Annotated in this window: 23 protein-coding genes; 14 read left to right on the top strand and 9 right to left on the bottom strand. The window is 43.4% G+C overall.

The genetic code is table 11. The features are described from left to right. The first annotated feature begins 180 nt into the window (after positions 1-180). The 3 genes from apbC to ACSUPM_RS08910 all read left to right on the top strand — a co-directional run bounded on the left by apbC (position 181) and on the right by ACSUPM_RS08910 (position 2,189). The gene (gene apbC, locus ACSUPM_RS08920) at positions 181-1,413 is read left to right on the top strand and encodes an iron-sulfur cluster carrier protein ApbC (RefSeq protein WP_025651406.1); all 1,233 of its coding nucleotides are present in this window, start codon (positions 181-183) and stop codon (positions 1,411-1,413) included. A gap of 102 nt (positions 1,414-1,515) precedes the next feature. Then, on the top strand, positions 1,516-1,941 hold the full coding sequence (locus tag ACSUPM_RS08915) for a hypothetical protein (protein ID WP_025651405.1): 426 nt from the start codon (positions 1,516-1,518) through the stop codon (positions 1,939-1,941). A gap of 23 nt (positions 1,942-1,964) precedes the next feature. Continuing rightward, a complete protein-coding gene (locus ACSUPM_RS08910) occupies positions 1,965-2,189 on the top strand; it encodes a hypothetical protein (protein ID WP_436879857.1) in 225 nt (74 codons plus the stop codon). Positions 2,190-2,210: 21 nt separating this feature from the next. Here ACSUPM_RS08910 and ACSUPM_RS08905 read toward each other — a convergent pair whose 3' ends face one another. Continuing rightward, positions 2,211-3,137, bottom strand: coding sequence for an IS30 family transposase (locus tag ACSUPM_RS08905; RefSeq protein WP_436879856.1), 927 nt, complete (start codon positions 3,135-3,137; stop codon positions 2,211-2,213). Between the two features lie 106 nt (positions 3,138-3,243). On the opposite strand from ACSUPM_RS08905, the gene ACSUPM_RS08900 reads away from it, so the two are divergent. Both ACSUPM_RS08900 and dcd read left to right on the top strand, forming a co-directional pair. Further along, a complete protein-coding gene (locus ACSUPM_RS08900) occupies positions 3,244-4,185 on the top strand; it encodes a DUF2804 domain-containing protein (protein ID WP_436880326.1) in 942 nt (313 codons plus the stop codon). A 156-nt stretch (positions 4,186-4,341) separates the two neighbouring features. Beyond that, a complete protein-coding gene (gene dcd / locus ACSUPM_RS08895; protein ID WP_011513914.1) occupies positions 4,342-4,917 on the top strand; it encodes a dCTP deaminase in 576 nt (191 codons plus the stop codon). A 127-nt stretch (positions 4,918-5,044) separates the two neighbouring features. Here the strand turns inward: dcd and ACSUPM_RS08890 are convergent, their stop codons facing one another. From ACSUPM_RS08890 to ACSUPM_RS08865, 6 genes are all read right to left on the bottom strand, one after another. After that, a complete protein-coding gene (locus ACSUPM_RS08890; protein WP_025651403.1) occupies positions 5,045-5,482 on the bottom strand; it encodes a ClpXP protease specificity-enhancing factor in 438 nt (145 codons plus the stop codon). A 132-nt stretch (positions 5,483-5,614) separates the two neighbouring features. Continuing rightward, the gene (locus tag ACSUPM_RS08885; protein ID WP_025651402.1) at positions 5,615-6,229 is read right to left on the bottom strand and encodes a glutathione S-transferase N-terminal domain-containing protein; all 615 of its coding nucleotides are present in this window, start codon (positions 6,227-6,229) and stop codon (positions 5,615-5,617) included. Positions 6,230-6,434: 205 nt separating this feature from the next. Then, positions 6,435-7,148: a cytochrome c1 gene (locus tag ACSUPM_RS08880; RefSeq protein WP_101211312.1), complete on the bottom strand. Its 714-nt coding sequence runs from the start codon at positions 7,146-7,148 to the stop codon at positions 6,435-6,437. Then, complete coding sequence (locus ACSUPM_RS08875) at positions 7,148-8,353, bottom strand: cytochrome b (RefSeq protein ID WP_173240441.1); 1,206 nt, start codon at positions 8,351-8,353, stop codon at positions 7,148-7,150. Before ACSUPM_RS08875 ends, ACSUPM_RS08880 begins: the two co-directional genes overlap by 1 nt. A 22-nt stretch (positions 8,354-8,375) precedes the next feature. Further along, positions 8,376-8,960: a ubiquinol-cytochrome c reductase iron-sulfur subunit gene (petA, locus tag ACSUPM_RS08870; RefSeq protein ID WP_025651399.1), complete on the bottom strand. Its 585-nt coding sequence runs from the start codon at positions 8,958-8,960 to the stop codon at positions 8,376-8,378. Positions 8,961-9,501: 541 nt separating this feature from the next. Next, positions 9,502-11,445, bottom strand: a complete 1,944-nt coding sequence (locus ACSUPM_RS08865) for an ATP-binding cassette domain-containing protein (RefSeq protein WP_025651398.1) — start codon at positions 11,443-11,445, stop codon at positions 9,502-9,504. Positions 11,446-11,687: 242 nt separating this feature from the next. On the opposite strand from ACSUPM_RS08865, the gene ACSUPM_RS08860 reads away from it, so the two are divergent. The 4 genes from ACSUPM_RS08860 to ACSUPM_RS08845 all read left to right on the top strand — a co-directional run bounded on the left by ACSUPM_RS08860 (position 11,688) and on the right by ACSUPM_RS08845 (position 15,877). Then, positions 11,688-11,969, top strand: coding sequence for a SlyX family protein (locus tag ACSUPM_RS08860; protein WP_201566518.1), 282 nt, complete (start codon positions 11,688-11,690; stop codon positions 11,967-11,969). Between the two features lie 235 nt (positions 11,970-12,204). Further along, complete coding sequence (locus ACSUPM_RS08855; RefSeq protein WP_436879855.1) at positions 12,205-13,416, top strand: OmpP1/FadL family transporter; 1,212 nt, start codon at positions 12,205-12,207, stop codon at positions 13,414-13,416. 408 nt (positions 13,417-13,824) lie between these two features. Continuing rightward, entirely contained in the window at positions 13,825-15,306 is a 1,482-nt protein-coding gene (locus ACSUPM_RS08850) for an outer membrane protein transport protein (RefSeq protein ID WP_025651395.1), read from the top strand. Positions 15,307-15,322: 16 nt separating this feature from the next. Beyond that, positions 15,323-15,877 (top strand): surface lipoprotein assembly modifier, encoded by a 555-nt coding sequence (locus ACSUPM_RS08845; protein WP_319802576.1) that lies wholly within the window; start codon positions 15,323-15,325, stop codon positions 15,875-15,877. 94 nt (positions 15,878-15,971) lie between these two features. On the opposite strand, the gene putP is transcribed toward ACSUPM_RS08845, so the two are convergent. Both putP and ACSUPM_RS08835 read right to left on the bottom strand, forming a co-directional pair. Beyond that, complete coding sequence (gene putP / locus ACSUPM_RS08840; protein ID WP_025651393.1) at positions 15,972-17,471, bottom strand: sodium/proline symporter PutP; 1,500 nt, start codon at positions 17,469-17,471, stop codon at positions 15,972-15,974. Positions 17,472-17,989: 518 nt separating this feature from the next. Further along, a complete protein-coding gene (locus ACSUPM_RS08835) occupies positions 17,990-18,862 on the bottom strand; it encodes a LysR family transcriptional regulator (protein WP_025651392.1) in 873 nt (290 codons plus the stop codon). A gap of 512 nt (positions 18,863-19,374) precedes the next feature. Between ACSUPM_RS08835 and leuC the strand changes: the two genes are divergently transcribed. The 5 genes from leuC (at position 19,375) to leuB (ending at position 24,122) form a co-directional block, all read left to right on the top strand. After that, positions 19,375-20,793: a 3-isopropylmalate dehydratase large subunit gene (gene leuC / locus ACSUPM_RS08830; RefSeq protein ID WP_201567785.1), complete on the top strand. Its 1,419-nt coding sequence runs from the start codon at positions 19,375-19,377 to the stop codon at positions 20,791-20,793. A gap of 24 nt (positions 20,794-20,817) precedes the next feature. Continuing rightward, a complete protein-coding gene (locus tag ACSUPM_RS08825) occupies positions 20,818-21,282 on the top strand; it encodes a hypothetical protein (RefSeq protein WP_201567787.1) in 465 nt (154 codons plus the stop codon). A gap of 46 nt (positions 21,283-21,328) precedes the next feature. Beyond that, the gene (leuD, locus tag ACSUPM_RS08820) at positions 21,329-21,979 is read left to right on the top strand and encodes a 3-isopropylmalate dehydratase small subunit (protein WP_201567789.1); all 651 of its coding nucleotides are present in this window, start codon (positions 21,329-21,331) and stop codon (positions 21,977-21,979) included. A 126-nt stretch (positions 21,980-22,105) separates the two neighbouring features. Then, positions 22,106-22,822 carry a hypothetical protein gene (locus ACSUPM_RS08815; protein ID WP_025651389.1) on the top strand — a complete coding sequence of 239 codons (717 nt, stop codon included), beginning with the start codon at positions 22,106-22,108 and terminating at the stop codon, positions 22,820-22,822. A gap of 196 nt (positions 22,823-23,018) precedes the next feature. Beyond that, on the top strand, positions 23,019-24,122 hold the full coding sequence (gene leuB / locus ACSUPM_RS08810; RefSeq protein WP_101210887.1) for a 3-isopropylmalate dehydrogenase: 1,104 nt from the start codon (positions 23,019-23,021) through the stop codon (positions 24,120-24,122). Positions 24,123-24,479 lie beyond the last annotated feature (357 nt).

The following is a 24,479-nucleotide window of genomic DNA, read 5'->3' as shown; positions in this document are numbered from 1 at the left end:
CTGATACCAAGCTCGGTCTTACTGGCGTTGTGGTTTTTTTATACTTGTAATTCAGCTACACTGTCACGATAAAAGGTTTGGCCAAAAAGCTTATGGGCTATAATATTTATCCTATGCGCTACAGTATTCACTGAGTTGTTTGACCATACCCACCCACTTGTATAGGCAGTAACGGTAGCTATGTTTAACTTTATGAAGAAAAAAACCACTCACAATGAAACCCCGCAGCAAAAAGCAGAACGCGATAGTGCCGTGGACAAGGTACTGCTCGGCTATGAAGTAGGCACTATCAGCATTGCCACTATGGTCACGGGTCTTGAGCGCGACGGCGATCAGCTCACTTTAGATTTGCGTCTACCTGTAAATAGTAATCCTGAAGCCATTCAACAAGAGCTTGGAAAGCTGCTCTATCCGCACGGTATCAAAGCGATCCATATGAACGTCCGTCTGCCAGCACCAGCGAAAGGGACAGGGTCAAGCTTACCGAAGGCCATGCCCAAGACCACCAATGCAATGGACGCCCAGAATCAGTCAGCATCAAAGCCTGATAGTGGCACTAAAACTGATACTGCTGCCGAACCGCCGATTACCAAAGCCGCGCCGACACAAGCATCATTGACAGCGCATCCGCGTATTCGCCATATTATCGTGGTGGCGTCGGGTAAAGGTGGTGTTGGTAAATCAACGACTACCGTGAATATCGCTTTGGCATTACAAAAGCTAGGCAACCGTGTTGGCGTGCTCGATGCTGATATTTATGGTCCTAGTATGCCAACCATGCTGGGCGTAGATAATGTCAGACCTGAGCTAGAAAATGAGCAGTTTATTCCTATCAATGCGCATGGCATGGCGATGTTATCGATTGGTAGCTTACTCGATGGTGACAATACGCCTGTCGCGTGGCGTGGACCAAAGGCTACTGGGGCGTTGATGCAGCTCTATAATCAAACCAATTGGCCGCAGTTAGATTACTTGGTCATTGATATGCCACCGGGTACCGGTGATATTCAGCTCACGCTAGCCCAGCGTATCCCCGTGACTGGTGCGGTGATTGTCACGACGCCGCAGCATATCGCCTTACTTGATGCGCAAAAAGGCATTGAGATGTTTAACAAGACTAATATTCCGGTACTTGGTGTGGTTGAAAACATGGCGCTGCATACCTGTAGTAATTGTAATCATACCGAAGCCATCTTTGGTACAGGTGGCGGTGAAAAAATCGCTGAGCAATACCATGTGCCGCTATTGGGACAACTGCCGCTTGCCAGTGGTATTCGTGCACAAGTAGATAAAGGTGAACCAAGTGTTTTGGCAGATGATGAGTTTGCGCCGTACTATCTAAACATTGCTAAAAATATCGAAGCCAATATTAGTAAGTTTGCAAAGCCTGTCGATGATAAGCGTATTTTTTAATGGTTTTCTAATGGCTCTTAATAGTGCTAATGGCTTTTATTAATAGCAAAATAGCCTAAGCATATAAAGTTTGAAAGGCTTGAATTTTAAACGGGGAATAGTATGAGCTTATTGATTTATCAACGTCATTTAGATGATACTCCAAAGCAATACAGGCTCTTAAAATTATTCCGCCCGCCGATATACGTGATTGAGCTCTCGAACAATCAAGCGAGTGCCGTTTGCTACTATAAAGATGGCAGTAGCAAACGCTATGAAGTCCATGCGGATTTTAGCAATCGCCGACTGGTGATTGCTGATTTTTTTAAAGCGGTACAAGCGATGACTGATCTACTGCTTAAATTTCCCAAACATCCATTTGGCATCAGTGCTTTTGCCATAGAAAATGTGACTGAGGAGCTGGCAGATGGATTGACATTCATAGAGATTAAAGCCATTAGAGAAACAGTTTGGGCAGCATCAGGACAGGCAAAAAGAAGGATTATAGGTACCACCGTCAGCTACCAAGGACAGGTAGTCTCTCAATGAACCATGGCTAGGATGCCTCAATCATGAATCAAAGTCGCAACGACCAAAACCAACAAGACTCATCAGCCAGCTCAAAACCAATGATACTTGATCAATTGATCCAAAACGGTCAGCCTATTTTTGGCATCTTTGCTCAAGTCAAAAGCATCAATTATCTGGATTATCACAGTTATCTTATTTCGCAAAAGTCCTTATCCAATTGGCGCAAAGAACTAAAAGCCAATCAATTCTGCTTTATTCAAACTTAGATTAACACACCAAGTGCAACGCTAATTAATATTATAGAACGCCTGCATAGGCGTTTTAAACCCTAAGCGTTTTCTTGGTCTGTTATTTAGTTTGTTCTCAATGTCCTGCATCTCATCATCAGAGACTTGTCTAAAGTCACAGCCTTTAGGCAGATACTCTCTGATCAAGCCGTTGGTATTTTCGTTGGTTCCTCGCTGCCATGACGCATAAGCATCGGCAAAGAAGAAAGAGCTAAAGAGCTTTTGTTTCACCTTTTTATGCTGAGCAAACTCTTTACCATTGTCAGAGGTAATGGTCTTAACCTGCAACCTCACTGGCGCTAAGAGTTCTATCATTGCCTCTGATACTTGCTGTGCTGTTTTATGACCCACACGCTTCATCTTCAGCAGCCCCGTTTTACGTTCAACGAGCGTGACAATCGCTTGCTTGTGATGCTGACCGATAACGGTATCCGCTTCCCAGTCACCAATTCGCGTACGTTCTTCAACAATACAAGGGCGCTCATGAATCGAGACTCTGTCATTGATACGGCCTCGAGTCTCAGCGGTTAGACGCTGCCGGTATGGTTTGGCTTTACGTCTGAGACACTGCCACAATGTGCCGCCCTGCCTCTTATCACGCCAAATATAGCGATAAATGCTCATATGACTGAGTCCAGCATGAACGCCAGATATTTGCTCAGGACTCCAGTTCTCTTTAAGCTTGTCTGTGACCCAGTCCCATACGTCAGCGATGATGCTGAGCGCATTGTTTGATCGTCTTGCACAAGCTTTCTTATGAGCGTTATTAACTCGGTAACCGCGTAGGCTTTTATTGCGTCTAAGCTCTCTTGATATGGTACTGGGACTTCTGTTTAACTCTCGAGCTATGAAATTAATACTATGTTTTGCCCCTATAAGGGCATAAATCTGGTATCGTTCCCCTAGGCTTAGATGCGTATAGCTCATGGTTGCAATCTCACTTTGGTCGGTGGATAAAAACTTTGATGCTAGCGCATCTAGGTCTTTTTTTCACCTCACATTTGGTATTGCACTTCATGTGTTAATCTAAGAAATTATTCAGCCGCCGTATCGAGTCTGTTTAGCAGTAGCGACCATTAAGCTGGCGACCAGTGCCTTTGTATACCTTTATAACGATGAGACTGGTGAGCTGGAGGTATGTGAAGCCTTGCAACCTTTGACTCGCCATACGCAACTACAAGGTGATTGCTATCAAGGGCAAATGGTATTTACCCATGCCAAACTGACCGTTACTTTAGATTTTATGCCTGCACAAGTTAAAGTAGTGCTGGACAGCCAATACCTTGCACTCCATGCAACATTAGCACGGCAATCACAGCCACTTGCTATCTGTACACCAACGGGCAGACGCGGCTGGACGTTTACCCAAAAAGAGCCATTAACCGCTGTATCTGGACATATACTCGTTAAGGGCAATTCAAAATTTAATGCTGATGCTGTTGGTGCTTCCGACACTCAGGCTCAGCAAATAGACTTTACTGACACCACTATAGCCAATCTAGATTGGACACTTGGCTATATGCGCCACGAGACCAATTGGTTTTGGAGCTGTATTAATAGCTATTTGCCAGACCGTCGTCATTTTGCCCTAAATCTAGCAATGGGCGTCAATGAAACAGGGGTTAGCGAAAATGCGTGCTGGCTGGATGGGCATATTTATTATTTACCGTCTGTGATGTTTGTCCGTGATGGTTTAAATTTGCCAGCTAATGAGCAAGATGATAATGCTAAAACCATAGATAATACGCGACAGCCTTGGCGTATTTATCATCAAAACCTCGGTTGGAGTAATGTAGATATTGATTTAACCTTTACACCGATTAGCGTCTATAAGAAAACCGATAACTTTGGTATGCTTGCCAGTATCTTCGAGCAATGGCTAGGCTTTTATAGCGGTGAGATTCGCATCAAAGATGAGGTGATTAAGATTGATAAGGTAATGGGGTTAGCGGAAGACCATTTTGCTAAATGGTAGATTGTAAAATATAAGGTGAGGATCATTAGGTTATGGAACGTATTCATTTTAAAGTCGCCATTGCTCTATAAATTGAGCCTTCAATTCCGTATAATCGTCGCTATCAAAATACGATTCATATCATAAATTTTATTTTATAGCTGCTAAGGAACAACAATGTCTATCAAGTCTGACCGCTGGATTCGTAAAATGGCTGAAGAACACGGCATGATTGAGCCGTTTGAAGCGGGTCAAGTACGTTTTAATGATGCAGGCGAACGTTTGGTTAGCTACGGCACCTCAAGCTATGGTTATGATGTACGCTGCGCGCCTGAATTTAAAGTTTTTACCAATGTTCATTCAGTGATTGTAGATCCAAAAAACTTTGATGAAAAAAGCTTTATTGATGTCATTGGTGACGAGTGTATTATTCCACCGAACTCGTTTGCGCTAGCACGCACCATGGAGTATTTTCGTATTCCGCGCGATGTATTGACCATTTGCCTTGGTAAATCAACGTATGCGCGCTGCGGTATCATTGTGAATGTGACGCCGCTTGAGCCTGAGTGGGAAGGGCACGTGACTTTAGAGTTTAGTAATACTACCAATTTGCCAGCGCGTATTTATGCGGGTGAAGGCGTGGCACAGATGTTATTTTTTCAAAGCGATGCCGATGATGTTTGTGAGACCAGCTATAAAGATCGCGGTGGTAAATACCAAGGTCAACGCGGTGTGACACTGCCAAGAACATAATCGCCAAGAGCTAATTGCCAAGAGCTAATCGTTTGAAAGCTATTAATCTTTTAGACTGACAATAAAAAAGCTGGACGTATTCAATACGACCAGCTTTTTTATGCGTTACGGTTTATTCACTGCATCTTTATTTTAAGACTTTTAAGCCCGCTTTATTATCACGCTTTGGCTTGGGTGCGGCTGTTGGACTTTTCTTAGCAGCAGCAGTCGAATCTTCTTCAGGCTGATAGTTGTCATATTCATTCGGATCAAAAAACATCCCTTGCGAGTTCTCTTTGGCATAGATACCGAGCACCGCTGTCAGTGGTACCCAGATCTCTTGTGACACACCGCCAAAACGCGCACTGAAATGTATATAGTCATTTTCCATACTCATATTACCAGTGGCGCGGCTGGCGATATTTAAGACGATACGACCGTCTTGCACGTGTTCGGTTGGGATTTGCACATTTTCAGCTGTCGCATCGACCATCAGATAGGGCGTCAGAGCATTGTCTTCTATCCATTGGTATAGCGCGCGTACCATGTAGGGACGGGTTGGCGTAATAGAGGTGGTTTCGCTCATCTGATGATTTCCTATACTAATGATTTTTTATAATTAAAAAATAGTTATTTCAGCAATTTATCAGAGGATAAATGCTACTGAATGTCTGTTTCACTGGTACCAATTTTAGGACAGTTTTTTAGACTTGTCTAATTAACGCACGCTTTTTTTAAAACTCTCACGCTCAAAGACACGCGTTTGATAGTCAAACAACGGACGACTGATAGCGCGCGGCAGTTCGATATCCATCTCCTCAAGCCGCCATAATAAAGGAGCGAGCAGCACATCACACCAGCCAAACTCATCCGCCATAAAGTACGGCTTATGAGCAAACAGTGGGGATAAGGTAATCAATGAATCAGCCAATTGTTTTTTTGCCAATGCGGCTTGTGCTTTGTTAAAGCTGTCTGGATGCGTAAGCAGTCGCTTACCGAGGACCAGCCAATCGCGCTGAATACGCCAGGCCAGCTGTCGAAACTGTGCTCGCTCTTGCGGGGTGTCAGGTAGCAGTTTGTTGGCATGATAACGTTCTTCAAGGTATTCAAAAATAACGTTAATCTCATAGAGTGCAATCTCACGCTGTTGCAGGACAGGCAAGGTATGATAAGGGTTGAGCTCGGTCAGATCTTCAGGACGCTCAGAATGCAAACGTGATAAATAATAAGCGAGCTTCTTTTCTTCAAGCAATAGGCGCACCACATGACTGTCGTAGCCGTCATCAGCATATAAAATCAGCTGACTACTTGGAATGTCATTCGCATCAATCATGAAAGCCTAATGTTAATAGTGAAGGCTGTCATCGTAAACAAAGTCGCTGTGTTTATCAAGGCAACTCGCGTAAATGTTGCTGTTGAGCGCCTTATTTGTCTGCTTTCTTGAGGTTTTATTAGGATAGTAAAACAGTAGTGCATAAAAAAGCACTACCGAAGTAGTGCTTTATATCATGCTCAATTTTTATACCATCAACTTCTATTTATTTTACGTCTTTCCAGAACTCTTTATTGAGCAAGTAAACTGGGATGAGTAGGACCAATAAGAAGATAATGACGAAGAAACCAATCACTTGACGGTCGTGACGAGCAGGTTCGCCCATCCACGCCATAAAGTTAACCAAATCGCCAACCTCAGACTCAAACTCTTCTTGACTCAATGTCTCTTGCATATTATGCAAGACGTGAGGCATAGCAGCGTTTGCGAGTACTAGGTTATTAGCACCCCAAGGACGACTTGGATCTTCATAAAACGACAATAGGTAAGTGTAAACCCAATCATCACCACGCAGTCTAGTCTCTAGAGACAAGTCTGGTGGTGCGGCACCAAACCATGAAGCTTGAATCTCAGGGTCAATCTCAGCAGTGATATGATCACCGATTTGATCGGTTGTCACCATCAAGTATTTTTCGACCAACTCAGGTGGAATCTCTAAATCTTTAGCGATACGAGAGTGGCGGACATACTGTGCTGAGTGACAACCTGCACAGTAATTCATAAATATCTTGGCACCGTTTTGTAGCGAGCCTTTATTGGTAAAGTCGATAGGGGCTTCACTACACAGCAGGTGTTCTTCAACCCCTTCAGCGTTAGTGAAAGTCCCACAACCACCACCTGCTGCCATTGCGTTACCAGCAAATAGGGTTAATGCCGCGCCTAAGCCTAAACCGGTTAAGGATTTAATTAGCGTGTTCATTAGTGACCTCCGGTGACGCGTTCTGGTGGCTGTTTACACTTCTCAATAGCAGTGTAAAACGGCATCAATAAGAAAAACAAGAAATACAACACAGTGAATATACGCGCCATAATGGTTGCTGTTGGTGAGGCCGGTGTTGCACCCAAATAACCCAATACCACGAAGCTAATAGCAAATACAGTCAACGCAATTTTAGACAAAATGCCTTTATAACGTATCGAGCGTACTGGAGATCTATCGAGCCATGGTATTAAGAACAGTACAGCAATAGCACCACCCATCGCGATGACACCGCCAAGCTTGTTAGGAACCGCACGTAAGATGGCATAGAAAGGTGTGTAATACCATACTGGTGCAATATGCGCAGGTGTTTTTAGTGAGTTCGCTGTCTCAAAGTTTGGTGGCTCAAGGAAGAAACCGCCGCCCTCTGGAAAGAAGAACACCACTGCAAAGAACAAGATAAAGAACACCACAATACCGACCATATCATGAACGGTGTAGTACGGATGGAACTCAATACCGTCTAATGGCACGCCATTTTTATCTTTTAGCTTTTTAATATCGATGCCATCAGGGTTGTTCGAACCCACATGATGCAGTGCCACTAAATGCATAAAGACCAAGCCCACGAGCACTAAAGGAATAGCGACAACGTGTAAGGCAAAGAAGCGGTTTAGGGTGATACCGGAGATAATATAATCACCACGTACCCATTCGGCAAGACCATCACCAATCACAGGTAGAGCAGCAGGTAAGTTCAAGATAACCTGTGCACCCCAGAATGACATGTTGCCCCAAGGTAGCAAGTATCCGAAGAAACCTTCTGCCATTAGCGCTAGATAGATACCCATACCGATGAGCCAAATAAGCTCACGAGGTTTTTGGTATGAACCGTATAGCAATGCGCGGAACATATGCAAATATACGACAACGAAGAACGCAGAGGCCCCCGTCGAGTGCATATAGCGAATGAGCCAACCGCCTTTGACATCACGCATGATGTATTCAACCGACGCAAATGCCCCTTCGGCACTTGGGTTGTACATCATGGTTAGCCAGATACCCGTCACCAATTGGTTGACCAGTACGACCATAGATAACACGCCGAAGAAGTACCAAAAGTTGAAGTTTTTTGGTGCGTAGTACTTGGACATGTGGTATTCATAGGTTTCGGTCGCAGGAAAGCGCGCGTCCACCCAGTGCATGATTTTTTTACCCATACTCATATTAAGCCTCCCCAACCGTCAAGATGGTACCATCCATGTTATATTCTGGGATAGGTAAGTTAAGCGGTGCTGGAACGCCACTAAAGACGCGACCTGCTAAATCATACTTAGATCCGTGGCAAGGGCAGAAAAATCCGCCATACCAGTCATTACCGCCTAAATCAGCAGCACCAACATCAGGGCGATAGTTCGGCGCACAGCCCAAATGCGTACACACGCCTTCAACAACCAACACAGCTGGTTCTAAAGAGCGCGTAGGATTCGCACAGTATTCAGGTTGTAATGATGCACTAGAGTCAGGGTCAGACAGCATTGGCTTGACTGACTCTAATCCTGCGATCATCTCTTCGGTGCGCTTAACCACATAAATAGGTTTACCACGATATTTGATGACAATCATTTGTCCATCTTCGATAGAACCGATATCTTGGGTAACAGCCGCCCCTGCAGCTTCAGCTTTTGCGCTTGGCGTCCAAGAACGGACAAAAGGTGTCGCCACTGCAGCTACCCCAGCTGCACCAATCGCGGCAGTCGAGGCAATAAGAACTCTACGGCGTTGTACATTAACGCCTTCGGCATGGCTCATTAATACTTCCTCCAGGTGAATGAAATGGGATTATCCCACACTGGGTTTGTGGCTTAGAGAATATTGGCTTAAAAATATAGATACAATATCAAGCCACTTTAGCTGTGCCTAATTTTGCTAATTGTTGCTATTCTAAGCTATTTTGGTCATAAAATAAATTATTGCGTTAAAAATAAAGCAACCTTGATAGGGCATACTATGCGGTTGAAGCGGATGATTCGTGCCAGATGGCGTGAATATCGACGTGTCATTACCGTTTTTATACCAGCAAGGTGAGTCAGTGTGATGACCTTATAATTAATAAGGGTATTCAACAATAGCGAATGATACTTGAAATTGAGGTAATGTTCACTAACTTTCAGTCCCTAATCTCTATGTAAGTAGTCGTAAAGCAATTATCACCACACTATTAATAGCATGTAATAGCATGATGATAATTTTTGTTCCCTTAAAGACCAACGTCACAATGAAAATTTAATCTCTCTATCCATTGCGTGTGTTTATTAAAGCATCTATTAAAGGTAGGCTTTAGCGATTCACATTAGCCTTCAAGTGTGCTCCAACGCTCAAGCTTACTCATCATCTCATCTTCAATCACCAGTAAACGCTCACTAGCCGCTGTTGCCGCATCGAAGTCTTTAGTAAACCACGAGCCATCAGCCAATTTTTCTTGTAGCGCATTTTGTTCAGCTTCAAGCGCCGCAATCTCTTTTGGCAAATTGTCCAACTCACGTTGTTCATTATAGTTGAGCTTTTTAGCAGCTGTATTGGGTTTGGCAGCTTGAGTAGGCTTATTAGCAGGTTTATTGTTCGTGGCACTGTTATTTGGCGACCTAGCAGCACGTGTGGCTTCTTCACGGTTTTTTTGTACCAGATACTCTTGATAACCACCGACGTACTCTTTGACGATGCCTTTGCCTTCTTCATCAGTATCGAACACCCAGGTAGAGGTGACGACATTGTCCATGAACGAGCGGTCATGGCTAATCAGCAAGATAGTACCGTTAAAGCTGCTAACCGATTCTTCTAAGAGCTCAAGGGTGGCCATATCCAAGTCGTTGGTTGGCTCATCGAGTACCAAAATATTGGCAGGCTTTAGCAACTGCTTGGCAAGTAGGACGCGGTTACGCTCACCACCCGACAATGCTTTGACTGGCGTACGTGCACGCTCTGGGGCAAACAAGAAGTCTTGTAAGTAGCTCATGATGTGAGTTTTGCGGCCACCCACTTCGACGAAGTCAGAACCTTCAGAGACGTTTTGCGCGACACTGGCTTCTAGATCTAACTGATCACGTAGCTGATCGAAGAAGGCGATTTTTAGGTTAGTGCCTAGCTCAACGCTACCTGTTTTGGTCACTTCATCGTCAGACATATCGAGTAGGGCTTTAATCAACGTGGTTTTACCAGCACCGTTGGGACCAACGATACCAATCTTGTCACCACGCATAATCATGGTACTAAAGTTATCAACCAGTACGTTGCCATCATATTCCAGATGCAAGTTTTTAACCTTACAAACCAGCTTGCCACTTTTTTCGCCTTCACCCATAGTGATGTTAACGTTACCGACTTGCTCACGGCGACCGCTACGCTCTTCACGCAGTGCTTTTAGCTCACGTACACGGCCTTCGTTACGGGTGCGACGGGCTTTGATGCCTTGGCGAATCCAAACTTCTTCTTGGGCCAGTTTTTTATCAAAGTTGGCATTGTTTTTTTCTTCAGCGAGTAACTGTAGCTCTTTTAGTTCTTGATAGCGGGCATAACCTTTAGCACCTTGAGTGACGTCATAGCTTGTCAGCTGACCACGGTCAAGCTCAACAATACGCGTCGCGAGCTTATTGACGAATGCTCTATCATGGGTCACGAATAACAAGGTCAATCCTTGCCAATCTAACAAGAAGCGCTCTAGCCATTCGATACTTTCGACGTCCAAATGGTTGGTCGGCTCATCTAGTAGCAAGACATCAGGCTTGGTAACCAGTGAGCGCGCGAGTAGCACACGGCGCTTACGACCACCAGATAGCGACGATAAATCATCTTCTGGATCAAGTCCCATGGTCGTAATCAGTCGCGTGGCATCACGCTCTAGATCCCAGCCATGTACTGCATCGATATCATGCTGCAAGTTCGCCATATGCTCACAAGCATCCATATCGCCATCGGCACACATATCGACCTGCTTATTATAGTCAATCAGCAGATCCGCGGTGCGACGGCTACCACCCATGACGATATCTAATATACGGCCACTGGTTTCGGGGACGTCTTGTTCTAGCATAGCGACACGCATACTACTGTTGGTAATAATCTCACCGCTGTCAGGCTGCAACGAGCCATTGATTAACTTAAACAGCGTGGATTTGCCTTCGCCATTGCGACCAATCAAACACACGCGCTCGCCAGCATCGATTGCAAAATCAATACCATCGAGGACGGGAGCGACGCCAAATGCGAGGTGAATATCTTTTAGATGTATCAGTGCCATAAAATATCTTAAGCTTATATAATAGTGAGGTAGGGGTTGTTGCAAAATTGGCAGCAGTATAACATGCCACCACCGGACTGTAGTGCGAGTAAATGGTTTATCAGTACTATTTTATCGCTTTTATCAATAGCAAATAGGCCATCAATGTTATCGCTATTTAACGGCTACTATTTAACGGTCATCAATCACTAATATATATTCCTTCAAACACCTCACATAAATACAATTACTTAGAGAAAAATATGGATCAATCTGTACCACCAATGAAACCGTTACTCGACTCTCAAGGCGATACATCTGCTGACCAAAGCGAGCTACATGCTCAAGTGATCGAATTACAGATGAATATGTCTCATTTGGAGCTGACGGTAGAGCGGCTCGATGAAGTAGTCGCTCGGCAAGATAAGCATATCCAGACCCTGCAACGTCAGCTGCAGCTTATATATAAACAAGTTGAAAGCCAAGATACTGAAGGGGGGATTGCGCCGTTTGATGTGATGGCTGATAGACCACCTCATTATTAAATACCTATGAGCCTTTAAAGGCCACTAATTATATCTGTATATTTCAAGCTAAAATTATATCCACATTTTTAGATACAGTTACTAGTCGATGACTGTCTAGTCATAATTCGGTAATAATGTATTTTTACAGTTGTCTTAAGGTGAAAAAGCCATTAGTATCCTTCCCCTTAGCTGCTGCCTACTTATCAATCCCTCGGTATGGCGGTAAAACAATGCGGATGTTTGGAGATACACAATGCGGGCCACTTTTCACCTAAAAACCCTTACGGTAGCTGTTGCTGCTCTTTCTGTTGCTAGCGTCGCTAGTGCTGCTGGTCTTGATCGTTCAGGTCAGGATATCACCGCATTCTTACAAGATGGAACCTATGCCGAAACCGTTTATACTTATATCGATGCCGATGTGAGTGGCAAGGATTCATCAGGCAATAAAATTGATGACATCGCAGAAGATTATGACTTTTTTCGTTATGGCGTAAAAGCAGATATCAATGATACATTCAGTGTTGGTATCTTATACGACGAGCCTTTCGGTGCTGCTGCTGATTATAGCGGCGACAACAATTTTATAGATGCAAATGGTGAAGGTACCAATGTAGAAGTGCGTACAGAAAGCATTACTGGTATTCTTGGTGCAAAATTTGGCGAAAATAAAAGCTTTCAAGTCTATGGTGGTCCAGTAGCCCAACGTGTAAAAGCTGACGTAAAATTACGTGGTACTGCTTATAGTGCTGCTAACGGTTATACCACTCACATTAGTGCCGATCAGGACTATGGTTATCTTGCAGGTTTTGCTTACAGCAAGCCTGAAATTGCATTGAAAGCCGCCTTAACCTACCGTTCAGAAATCGAACATAATGCACAATCAGCAGAAATTTATCCTGTTGTCGGTTCTGGTCTTATCCCAGCTCCTGTTGTAACTGCATTGGGTCTTTCAACAACTAGAAGCGAAAGTATTGAAATTACCACACCTGAATCAGTCAACTTTGATTTTCAAACGGGTATTAATCCAACGACACTAGCAACGGCTAAAGTGCGCTGGGTACCTTGGAGTGACTTTGCTATCGTACCCTCGTTATACAACGATGTGAGTAAAGTTTCTACACAAGACGATAAAGGTTTGGCATTAGTTAGTTATGATGAAGACCAGTGGCAGGTTGAGTTAGGTCTTGCTAAGCGTCTAGCCCCACAGTTTGCAATTAGCGGTACGGTTGGTTGGGATAGTGGTGCAGGTAATCCTGTCACTTCACTTGGCCCAATTGAAGGCTATTACAGTGTCGGTCTAGGTGGTAAATATGACATCACTGAAAACTGGGCAGTGTCTGCTGGTGGTAAATATCTGTGGTTCGGTGATGCTGAAGGCCAAATCCCAACTAAGCAAGTTGTCAGCAAGTTTGAAGACAACGACGGTTTTGCACTTGGTGTAAAAGTATCTTATCAAGCGAAGTAATAGCAAACTGAGCATTATATAGTTTGGCTATTTATTTGGTAATTTAACAACGATAAAAAAGCGATCCTGAATGGGTCGTTTTTTTATGTTTGTAATAAAGAAAAATACAATAATCAATATCTTTTAATTTAAGAATAAAAACCTATGTTTTTCCATTTAAGTTCGCCAATAGTGTTAATTAGGAATTAATGATTGTATATTTAGCAAACTATTGTTTATTAAATTAATTTAATTTTTTGTACCGCTCAGTCATTAACAAGAAATAAAGCGTTTTAATTGTTGTTTTAATGTCAGAAAGTCATTACTATTCATTTTAGGACATCGTTTACATAATCATATATTTTGCGTAACAATGCTAAATGTTGATTATTACAACGATTAAACAACGAGGATGTTTGGAGATATACAATGCGCGCTACTTTTCATTTAAAAACTCTTGCTGTAGCGATAGCTACTCTTTCTGTAGCCAGTATGACTAACGCTGCAGGTCTTGATCGTTCAGGTCAAGATATCACTGCATTCTTACAAGATGGCACTTATGCCGAAGCTGTATATACCTATATCGACGCTGATGTTAGCGGTTATGATAATCAACGTGTTGCCACTGATGATGCCGGTTATGTCCAAGGTAGGAGTACGGGTGAAGTTGCTGAATCTTATGATTTTTTCCGTTATGGTGTAAAAACTGATATCAATGATACGTTTAGTGTCGGTGTTCTATACGATGAGCCGTTTGGTGCTGCTGCTGCTTATAGTGGAGATAATAACTTTACGGGTGCTCCAACTGCAGCAATAGATGGGCTTATTTCGCAGCAAAAGATACCAGGTATTACTAATGCTGGAAGTTTAAATGCTTATGTAGAGTCTATTCAAGATGATCTCGCCGCAGGAAGAGAAGAAGTTAGACAAGGTGAAGCGGCAATTGCAGCAAATCCTGCGCTAGAACCAGTTTTGCGTCCTCAGATTGAGGCTGGTAAAGCGCAAATTGCTGCTGGTGAAAAATTAGGAGCGCTAAATGATTATGCTATTGAGCAGCTTGCTAATACCGAAGGTACGAATGTTGAAGTGCGCTCTGAGAGTCTGACAGCTATTTTAGGAGCTAAGTTCGGTGCTAATAAAGAGTTCCAAATTTATGGCGGCCCAGTCGCTCAGCGTATTAAGGCAGATGTAAGATTGCGTGGTAGTGCATATGGTCCTGCGACAAATTATACTTCTCATGTTAGTCCTGATCAGGATTATGGTTGGTTGGCAGGTGTATCGTATAGTAAACCAGAAATTGCCCTAAAAGCTGCTTTGACATATAGATCTGAAATTGACCATAGTATGAATATTTATGAAAGCTATCCTATTGCTCCTATTGCAAGTGGTGGCAAGCTTCCTTCGACTCAAACTACTAACATGGAGATTACTACTCCAAAATCAGTAAACTTTGATTTCCAAACTGGTATTAACCCAACGATGTTAGCCACTGCAAAAGTACGTTGGGTACCGTGGGGTGATTTTAAAATTACGCCGCCTTTATATAATGAAGTCAGTAAAGGAAGCTACGGTCCTGACGGTTTAAACTTAGTCGATTATGACGATGACCAATGGCAAGTAGAGCTTGGTCTTGCCAAACGTTTAGCACCAGCCTTAGCGGTTAGCGGAACCGTTGGTTGGGATAGTGGTTCAGGTGATCCAACAACGTCATTAGGACCAATCGATGGCTATTATAGCGTCGGTCTTGGCGCTAAATACAACGTTACTCCTGAGTGGGCGATATCAGCAGGCGGTAAATACTTATGGTTCGGCGATGCTAAAGGACAATTACCTACTAAGCAGATCGTAGGTGACTTCCAAGACAATGACGGCTATATCCTTGGTATGAAATTGTCTTATCAAGGAAAATAAGAATTTATTGTAAGTCATTAAAGCATTAACAGAAAAGCGATCCAGTTGGGTCGCTTTTTTTATTGTCTCCAAAGAAACCTTTGAGGATGACAGCAATTCAAACCGTGAAACAGATGGTCAGTTCTTAGGCTTAAATGCTTTTTATATTAAAGACGCGAAAGAGTACTTTTATGGCGGTGTAGGCACTTATCAGAACGATGTTCCTAAATCGAATATCATTAGCTACGATCGTAGTTCAGTAAATGTTGGTTGGAGCCGTGAGTGGAAACGCGGTCTTTCCACACTTGCGACAGTAGGCTATGGTATAAAAAAATATGATGATCCTGCCGATGCATATCCCGCAGGAAGCGGCGCATGGAAAGGCTATTATAATGCCGTAGGCGGCGTGCCCGGCTCGACCAGAGAAGACAAAACTGCCTCATTGGGCTTGCAAGTATGGAAGCGAGATTTTACGTTACTAGGACTCACGCCACGTTTGGTGTTTGATTATGAAACCACATCGAGCAATTTTGCTTACTATGATGACCGAGATGAAAAATCAGCGACAGTATTACTAACCAAAACTTTCTAATAAGATATAAAACGTTGATACTAAAAGACCTCGCTACGATTAGCGAGGTCTTTTTATTAACAGCATTATTAACAGAACCGTAAACAATAATGGCTTATTTATCTAAGTTCATTTCCATCTCTTTATACTTAGCAGATACTGACGGTCTTGGACCACCAGTCATGATACTGACAGCAAAGATAGCGATGGTACTTAAGATAAAGCCTGGAACGATAGCGTATAACCAATTGTTTAGTGCGACGCCATTCATCTCGAACGGGCCATAGACCCACAGGATAACAGTCAATGCACCAACTACCATGCCAGCGACAGCGCCATTGCGGTTCATGCCGCGCCATGTCAGACTGAAAATAACCAAAGGCCCGAATGCGGCACCAAATCCTGCCCAAGCATTAGAAACTAAGTTCAATACTGAGCTGTCGGGGTCAGAGGCGAGCAAGATAGATACGATAGCTACGGCTACAACCGAGATACGACCGACCAATACTTGGCGGGCTTCAGGAGCATCTCTATCAAAGAATAGCTTATAGACATCTTTAGTCAGCGAGCTTGATACCACCAATAGTTGCGAGGAGATGGTACTCATGATCGCGGCTAAAATAGCGGCTAATAAGAACCCTGAAACCAACGGTGTAAATAAAAACTGTGTAAAGACTAAGAAAATAGTCTCAGGATCATCCAAGGTCATTGCGGTTTTTTGTACATAAGCACGACCAGCAAAACCCGTCATTAAAGAACCAATTAAGCTGATAACCATCCAGCTCATACCGATGTTACGTGCCGTTGGGACGTCTTTGACCGAACGTATCGCCATAAAACGAACAATGATATGCGGCTGACCGAAATAACCTAAGCCCCACGCCAGTAATGAGATAATACCAAAGATAGTCATGCCACTAGTGACATTTAATAAACTTGGATCAATGTTTCTAACGGCTTCAGTCGTTGCTGATATACCGCCAAGATCGGTGAAGGCTACGACAGGTACGATCACCATTGCAAATAACATGATGACACCTTGTACAAAGTCAGTCATCGATACCGCTAAGAAACCACCAAATAAGGTATAGGCAACGACGACACCAGCAGTCACCCAAAGACCCGTACTATATGATAAGTTGAGCGAGCTTTCGAAGAGTTTACCACCACCTACTAGACTTGCGGCGGTATAAACGGTAAAAAATAAGATGATAACGATTGCTGATATGACCCGCAGCATGTGCGACTTATCTTCAAAGCGGTTGGCGAAATAGTCCGGTAAGGTAATGGCGTTGTCAGCGACTTCGGTATAAACGCGAAGGCGCGGTGCCACAATGATATAGTTCAGTAAGGCACCGAGTGTCAAACCAAGTGCGATCCACATACTTACGACGCCATCGGCATACATATAGCCTGGTAGGCCAAGGAGCAACCAACCTGACATGTCCGACGCCCCTGCTGATAATGCAGTGACTGCGGGACCTAAATTACGTCCTCCTAACATATAGCCTTCGGTATCATTGGCTTGCTTAAAATAAGCGTAAACGCCAATCCCAATCATCACTAAGAAGTAGGCGCCCAACGATATCAGCACGCCACTAGAAATCCCATTCATATAAACTGTCCTTAACCAACGTTGTTGGCTGTAATTATTTTTAACTATATAAGATTAAGTCTCACAAGATGATGTTTGCAAACAATATCGAAAGACAAAAAAAGCCATTAAGTAGGACATAATGGCTTTCGACTTTTAGTCAGTATTTTCTGTTAGTTTTATATGATTGATACTGTTTTAAGAATAATATTCATAAAATAGTGATTAGAGGACAACAAGTATTGCTTCGTCGAAATCTTGTCTATAGCCCTTATCTGCTAATTTTTCACAAATGCTACTCACTTATAAAATCAATCATTTAAAACCATTAAACCTACTGTTTACCATCATATATTACTCTAAGCCTTCAATATATGACTATCAGTGCTATTATGGTAAATTTATGTTATAAAAAAGCCACACGTATTATAACGTATGGCTGTTTAAAATGCGAACGGCTGACCTAGAGTTATAAATTAATGACCTTTATAAAGCCCGCTAATTTTAGAAATAACTATTCAACATCTATAAAAAATTATTTAATCAATAGGAGCAAGCAAGTCTAACAATGCGGTTACGCTGCTTGATTGGGTAAGCTTTGGATTAATAACCACCCCCAAATAACGCTGCAATTCAATATTATCCGCCATATCTATACGTTCTAAATCTTGACTGACCATCGTTTGCGGCAGTACTGACCAGCCAAGTCCCACAGAGACCAACATCCGGATAGATTCTAGCGGGTTGGTACTCATCGTCGCGTATGGTTTTAGATTGTGCTTGGCAAATTCCGCTAAGGTGATCTGACTGGTAAAAGTATTGGCAGAGGGCAAGATAGCAGGGTAGCGCGCCAATTGCTCGAGCGTCACATTAGATTTGGTCGCTAAAGGCGATAAAGTGCCGGTCATAAAATAGAGCGGATCTGACCATAAGGTATGATAGGTCAAACGCTTATCGTAGACGGGCGGCAAGGTTAAAAATGCGAGTGATAAATCGCCATCGAGCACGGCCTTATGCGCGGTTTCTGAATCGACAAAATGCACTTCTAGTTGTACCGCAGGATAGGCTTGAATAAAATGCTTGAGCACAGGAGCAAGGTGGTGCAAGCCGATATGGTGGCTGGTGCCAATAACGAGTTTACCCGACACAATATGCTTTGAATGCTGGAGGTTTATTTTAAAGTTTTCATAATCTTCAAGCCAACGTTTGGCGTGCGGCAACATTTCACTGGCGGCTTGAGTTGGTACAATACCGCGCCCGACTGTATCAAATAAGGTGATGTTAAATTCATCTTCTAAGTTTTTGATGCGCTTACTGACCGCAGGCTGAGTGATAAACAGCTTTTCTGCTGCGCCTGAGATGCTGCCTGTGTGCATAACAGTGACGAATGTCGTCAAATTCGTGGTATTCAAACCGATTTCCTTAGCTACGTAACGAGCTATAAATAAAAGTTGGCTAGCCTAATCATAATGAATTAGAAATAAAAGTTTGTGACTATGCAAAAATCATCAATTATTATTATAGGATTAGCCTGCTATAATCACAAGACATCAAGACGTATTATGACATATTTATTATATTAACTTGGTAATTGACCGTATAACGCCTATATTGATGACCAATTTTATTGATTTACCCAAAAACCCCTCAAGTAGTATTGATATAGTTGCGTGAGGGACCAATTTAATAGACAGTGCTTTTTAATGGCTTTCCATAAAAAGTGCCTTTGAAGAACAGGTTTGATAAATAGTCTTGATAAACAGTAAATTGAATTTAAAAGACGGCGGTAATACAATGCCACGTTATCGATAGAGTGATTGATTAGACAAGTATGACAATTAGATAAAAGCCTCTAAAACCTAGCTCGCTGTGGTGTGAGCAGGCGCATAGAGTCAGTAATTAGCAACTAATAAAGGATAGCAACATGGCCGGTCAAACGTTATATGACAAACTTTGGAATGCTCACGAAGTCACCAAGCGTGATGACGGTTCGAGCCTGATTTATATCGACCGCCATTTGCTACACGAAGTGACGAGTCCGCAAGCATTTGAAGGTCTGGAGCTGGCCAATAGAGCGCCATGGCGTCTGTCGGCTAACATCGCTAGTCCCGATCATAATGTACCAACGGTGACCAAAGAGCGTTTAGAAGGCGTGCCTGGTATTAAGGATAAGGTGTCGCGCTTACAAGTACTCACCTTGGATGACAATTGCGCGAAGTTTGATATCGCTGAGTTTACTATCAATGATGCGCGTCAAGGTATCTTGCACGTGGTCGGTCCTGAACAGGGTTTGGTATTGCCGGGTATGACGGTGGTTTGTGGTGATTCACATACTGCCACCCATGGCGCACTTGGCTGCTTGGCACACGGTATCGGTACCTCAGAAGTTGAGCATGTATTGGCGACTCAGTGCTTGATTCAAAAGAAATCCAAAAACATGCAGATTCGAGTCACTGGCAAATTGGGTGCTGGCGTGACATCAAAAGATGTGGTACTTGCTATTATCGCCAAAATTGGCACCGCTGGCGGCACGGGGCATGCCATTGAATTTGCTGGACAAGTCTTTGAAGACATGAGCATGGAAGGTCGCATGACCGTCTGTAACATGGCCATCGAAGCAGGTGCACGCGTGGGTATGGTCGCAGTTGATGATACGACTATCGATTACGTCAAAGGTCGTCCTTATGCGCCAACCGCTGAGCAGTGGGAGCAAGCGGAAGCTTATTGGCGCACTTTATACTCAGATGCTGATGCCGTATTTGATACTATTATTGAGATTGATGGTGGCGAGATTGCGCCTCAGGTTTCTTGGGGTACGTCACCTGAAATGGTCGTCGATATCACGCAGTCGGTACCGACACCTGAGCAAGCCGTGGATGAAGCGCAAGAAGAAGGCTGGTTGCGCGCTTATACCTATATGGGTCTAACAGCAGGGCAAAAAATCACTGATATCCAATTGGATCGTATCTTCATTGGTTCGTGTACCAACTCGCGTATCGAAGATTTGCGTGATGCCGCCGCTGTTATCAAGGGTCGTAAGGTGGCGGACAATATTAAAGAAGCCATTGTCGTGGCGGGTTCTGGGCAAGTGAAGTTGCAGGCTGAAGCAGAAGGCTTAGATGCTTTGTTCACGGAAGCGGGTTTTGAGTGGCGCGAGCCGGGCTGCTCGATGTGTTTGGCGATGAATGCAGATAAGCTTGAGCCGCAAGAGCATTGTGCCTCGACGTCTAATCGTAACTTTGAGGGTCGTCAGGGTAATGGCGGTCGTACGCATTTGGTCAGTCCAGCAATGGCAGCAGCGGCAGCATTAGCGGGTCACTTTGTAGATGTACGGACGTTTTAATTTAGAACGGCTGAGAGAACAGAGATGAAAATACTGCTCTTTTTATTTTGCATACTGGGTAGCTCTCAGCTAGCGATGGCTCGTGATTACTGTAATGGAAGATTTGCCTATTGTGTCGATGTGCCAAATCAATTGCAATGGTTGCCTGAAGCAGATAATGGTGACGGTCGTCATTTTAAGTTGCCCAACTCCAATGCCGATATTTTGGTCTTTGGCAGTAATACACCAAGTGTCTTCTTTTATACAGATAGTGATTATCTGAAAGAAAAGCAGCATCGATATAAAACAGGCATGACAGTTACTTATGAGCGGTTAAAAGATAAAACCTATACAGTAAGTGGTTATAGAGAGGATGGTCAAGTTTTCTATCATGTTATTAAGGTTAATAATGGTCAGGAAGTAGTATTACATCTGAACTATCCTGAGAGTGAAAAAACTAAAATGACAAGTATTGTTAAACAAATGGCACGCTCTTTTAAGCTTCATTAAGCAGCTAGAAAATTTACGTTAGTAATCGATATTTTAAGGAAAAACCATGCAAGCTTATAACACCCAAACCGGTATCGTTTGCCCACTCGATCGCGCGAACGTCGATACCGACCAAATTATCGCCAAACAATTTTTAAAATCCATTAAACGTACGGGCTTTGGCGTCAATTTATTTGATGATTGGCGTTATCTCGACGAAGGTTATCCGGGTCAAGATAACAGCACTCGTGTAATTAACCCAGATTTTGTCTTAAATAAGCCCCGTTATCAAGGCGCTACTATATTGCTGGCACGCAGAAACTTTGGTTGTGGCTCGAGCCGTGAGCATGCACCTTGGGCACTTTCAGAATATGGCTTTCGTACTATCATTGCCCCAAGCTTTGCCGATATCTTTTATAATAACTGCTTTAAAAATGGCATGCTACCAATCGTCTTGGATGAAGCCATTGTTGATACCTTGATGAAAGCAACGCTTGCCAATGAAGGCTATGAGTTGACCGCCGACCTCGAGCGTCAAGTGGTTATTACCTCAAGCGGTGAAGAGTATGCTTTTGAGGTCGATGAGTTTCGTAAGCATTGCTTGCTAAATGGTCTTGATGATATCGGTCTTACTTTGCAGCAAAGCGATGCGATTAAAGACTATGAGCATAAAATGATGCAAAAAACGCCTTGGATATTTAATGACGTTAGAGCATAGAGCGTGACTGATAGACCAGTGGCTATAAAAAACCGATGAACAATAGTAATGCAGCGTTGAGTTATGCTGATGAACTGGCTAGAATGAAGGGTAACTTATCTTCCATATTAAATAGTAGCCGTCATTATGAATAAACAACGTTATGCTGTCTGGACAAGTATGGCTGTCGCTGCAAGTTTATTGTTAACAGGCTGTCAATCATTGACGGGCTATAAACAAATAGACAAAGCAGATAGTGCTAAGGTGCGTGCAGGGAACATCCAACCTGTTGCGGGTGAGGTGAATATTTCTTGCCTAGGTACTTATCATTGTGAAATTGTGCAGATTGACAAAACTTTAGTCATTGCTCCGGATACCCACGAGCCGGTCAGTCCTGACATGCTGGTTACCATGCCCGTTATCGAAGGCGATAAGTCGGCACAAGAACAGATGAGTATTGATATGGCACCGCTGCTGAATAATAATGCGGTCAAAATCGTTCCACTGTCTAAATCTGGTATGCCAGGATTGACCAATTACTACGCACGGGTCAAACCTGCAAAACGCGAAGTACAGGTTAATTTCTATCCAGAAAATAACGTCGGCTATGTTGAGCGTTTTGCGATTATTCATGATTTCGTCGAACCAGGCACTTATCAGTTGCGAGCTTATCAAAAAAAATCTAGTGACAATTCAGGCAGTCTGTTAGACACAGCATCACCCGAGCCTTTATGCATCGAGCTGTCGCAAGATAAAAGTTTGCAGCGTCGGTTCTGTAAGCAGTTGGGCGCTGAGCATCAAGGAGAGTTTGTAGAGACCAGCATTGTTGAGCAAAAATCTACGCAAGCAAAAACGGTGGCTTGATAGTGATGGCTAGCCTCTCGATTTGATTATTTTGCAACATTTAGCTAAATAAGAAACAACGACCTCTTGAGTACTGACTACCATTGATAATGGTGGTCTATTATTGCATTTGTCGCTAGAGGTCGTTTTTTATAAAGCGGCAATACAGCTTTAGCACTACCAATCAATAAAAAACTATTTACCCAAAAGGATCTGTATGGCAACGATTTTAACATTAGCGGGCGATGGTATCGGCCCTGAAATCATGACTCAAGCCGTTGATGTGCTTAAGGCTGTCAATAATAAGTTTGAATTAGGCTTAACCCTTGAATCTGGATTAATTGGTGGTGTGGCGTTTGATGCCACGGGTGAACCATTGCCAGAAGAAACGCTACAACGTGCGCGTGCAGCAGATGCGGTGTTATTGGGTGCGGTGGGTGGTCCTAAGTGGGATGGTATTGAGCGTAGCAAACGTCCTGAGCGTGGTTTACTTAAAATTCGTAGTGAGCTGGGTTTATTTGCCAATCTGCGCGTAGCCAAACTTTATCCGCAGCTTGTTAATGCCTCAAGTATCAAGCCTGAGATTATCTCAGGTCTGGATCTACTGATTGTCCGTGAATTGACGGGCGGTATTTATTTCGGTGAGCCACGCGGTATCCGAACCTTAGAGAACGGCGAGCAACAAGGCTATAACACCATGGTGTATAGCACCAGTGAGATTCAGCGTATCGGTAAGGTTGCTTTTGAATTGGCAAAAACACGCGCACAGGCTGCAGGTACGCCAGCCAAGGTTTGCTCAATCGATAAAGCCAATGTCTTAGAAGTCACTGAGCTGTGGAAGCAGACGATGATTGAGATGCAGCAAGCGGATTATAATGACGTAGCGTTATCGCATATGTATGCTGACAATGCTTGTATGCAGCTGATTAAAGATCCTAAGCAGTTTGATGTCATGGTGACGGGCAACATGTTCGGCGATATCTTGTCTGATGAAGCCGCTATGTTAACGGGCTCTATCGGTATGCTACCGTCTGCCAGTCTTGATGCTGCCGGTAAGGGTATGTATGAGCCGTGTCATGGTTCAGCGCCCGATATTGCTGGCCAAGACAAAGCCAATCCCTTGGCAACGATATTGTCTGTGGCGATGATGCTACGCTATACCTTTAAACAAGAACAAGCTGCACAAGCGATTGAGCAAGCGGTCAGTGAAGTGCTCGATGATGGCTTACGTACCCTTGATATCTTGGACAGCACTGAGGCAGGCTTGAAGCAAGTAGGCTGTCAAGAAATGGGTCAAGCGGTATTGGCTAAACTGGTATAAATAAACTGCGCTAATAGCTCCTTTACAATATATTTTAATCGTCTGATTTTTCTACTAAAACCCATAAATTGCTCAGCAGTTTATGGGTTTTTTATGCGCCGACGATTCGACATTACTGATGAGAACAATTCAGTCGTAAAATTCAGGATGCGGCACTTACAATACTGATCAGGCAGGCGTTGCATTAACACAGACACCGTAGGATAAGGCGTTTAGTAACACAAAGCCGTTATATGCTCACAACGGAATATGGCAATATTGGTAACTTCCAAATAAGCAGTAATAATGTTATTCCTCCAAAGACTGCTCATTAGCAATGTAAACGATAGATGTAAATAGTGGGTAAGAATAATAAGT

It is taken from the genome of Psychrobacter okhotskensis (genome assembly GCF_965638355.1).
GTDB classification, from domain to species: domain Bacteria; phylum Pseudomonadota; class Gammaproteobacteria; order Pseudomonadales; family Moraxellaceae; genus Psychrobacter; species Psychrobacter okhotskensis.
This window is presented reverse-complemented; position numbering and strand designations above follow the sequence as displayed.

Excerpts from the sequence above, each read along its gene's own strand:
- ACSUPM_RS08825 (WP_201567787.1), top strand. The coding sequence starts at position 20,818 with ATGAAAATACTGCTCTTTTTATTTTGCATACTGGGTAGCTCTCAGCTA.
- ACSUPM_RS08910 (WP_436879857.1), top strand. The coding sequence starts at position 1,965 with ATGAATCAAAGTCGCAACGACCAAAACCAACAAGACTCATCAGCCAGC.
- dcd (WP_011513914.1), top strand. The coding sequence starts at position 4,342 with ATGTCTATCAAGTCTGACCGCTGGATTCGTAAAATGGCTGAAGAACAC.
- leuC (WP_201567785.1), top strand. The coding sequence starts at position 19,375 with ATGGCCGGTCAAACGTTATATGACAAACTTTGGAATGCTCACGAAGTC.
- ACSUPM_RS08905 (WP_436879856.1), bottom strand. The coding sequence starts at position 3,137 with ATGAGCTATACGCATCTAAGCCTAGGGGAACGATACCAGATTTATGCC.
- ACSUPM_RS08815 (WP_025651389.1), top strand. The coding sequence starts at position 22,106 with ATGAATAAACAACGTTATGCTGTCTGGACAAGTATGGCTGTCGCTGCA.
- ACSUPM_RS08850 (WP_025651395.1), top strand. The coding sequence starts at position 13,825 with ATGCGCGCTACTTTTCATTTAAAAACTCTTGCTGTAGCGATAGCTACT.
- putP (WP_025651393.1), bottom strand. The coding sequence starts at position 17,471 with ATGAATGGGATTTCTAGTGGCGTGCTGATATCGTTGGGCGCCTACTTC.
- leuB (WP_101210887.1), top strand. The coding sequence starts at position 23,019 with ATGGCAACGATTTTAACATTAGCGGGCGATGGTATCGGCCCTGAAATC.
- ACSUPM_RS08915 (WP_025651405.1), top strand. The coding sequence starts at position 1,516 with ATGAGCTTATTGATTTATCAACGTCATTTAGATGATACTCCAAAGCAA.
- ACSUPM_RS08880 (WP_101211312.1), bottom strand. The coding sequence starts at position 7,148 with ATGAACACGCTAATTAAATCCTTAACCGGTTTAGGCTTAGGCGCGGCA.
- ACSUPM_RS08865 (WP_025651398.1), bottom strand. The coding sequence starts at position 11,445 with ATGGCACTGATACATCTAAAAGATATTCACCTCGCATTTGGCGTCGCT.
- ACSUPM_RS08890 (WP_025651403.1), bottom strand. The coding sequence starts at position 5,482 with ATGAGCGAAACCACCTCTATTACGCCAACCCGTCCCTACATGGTACGC.
- leuD (WP_201567789.1), top strand. The coding sequence starts at position 21,329 with ATGCAAGCTTATAACACCCAAACCGGTATCGTTTGCCCACTCGATCGC.
- ACSUPM_RS08860 (WP_201566518.1), top strand. The coding sequence starts at position 11,688 with ATGGATCAATCTGTACCACCAATGAAACCGTTACTCGACTCTCAAGGC.
- apbC (WP_025651406.1), top strand. The coding sequence starts at position 181 with ATGTTTAACTTTATGAAGAAAAAAACCACTCACAATGAAACCCCGCAG.
- petA (WP_025651399.1), bottom strand. The coding sequence starts at position 8,960 with ATGAGCCATGCCGAAGGCGTTAATGTACAACGCCGTAGAGTTCTTATT.
- ACSUPM_RS08855 (WP_436879855.1), top strand. The coding sequence starts at position 12,205 with ATGCGGGCCACTTTTCACCTAAAAACCCTTACGGTAGCTGTTGCTGCT.
- ACSUPM_RS08875 (WP_173240441.1), bottom strand. The coding sequence starts at position 8,353 with ATGCACTGGGTGGACGCGCGCTTTCCTGCGACCGAAACCTATGAATAC.
- ACSUPM_RS08885 (WP_025651402.1), bottom strand. The coding sequence starts at position 6,229 with ATGATTGATGCGAATGACATTCCAAGTAGTCAGCTGATTTTATATGCT.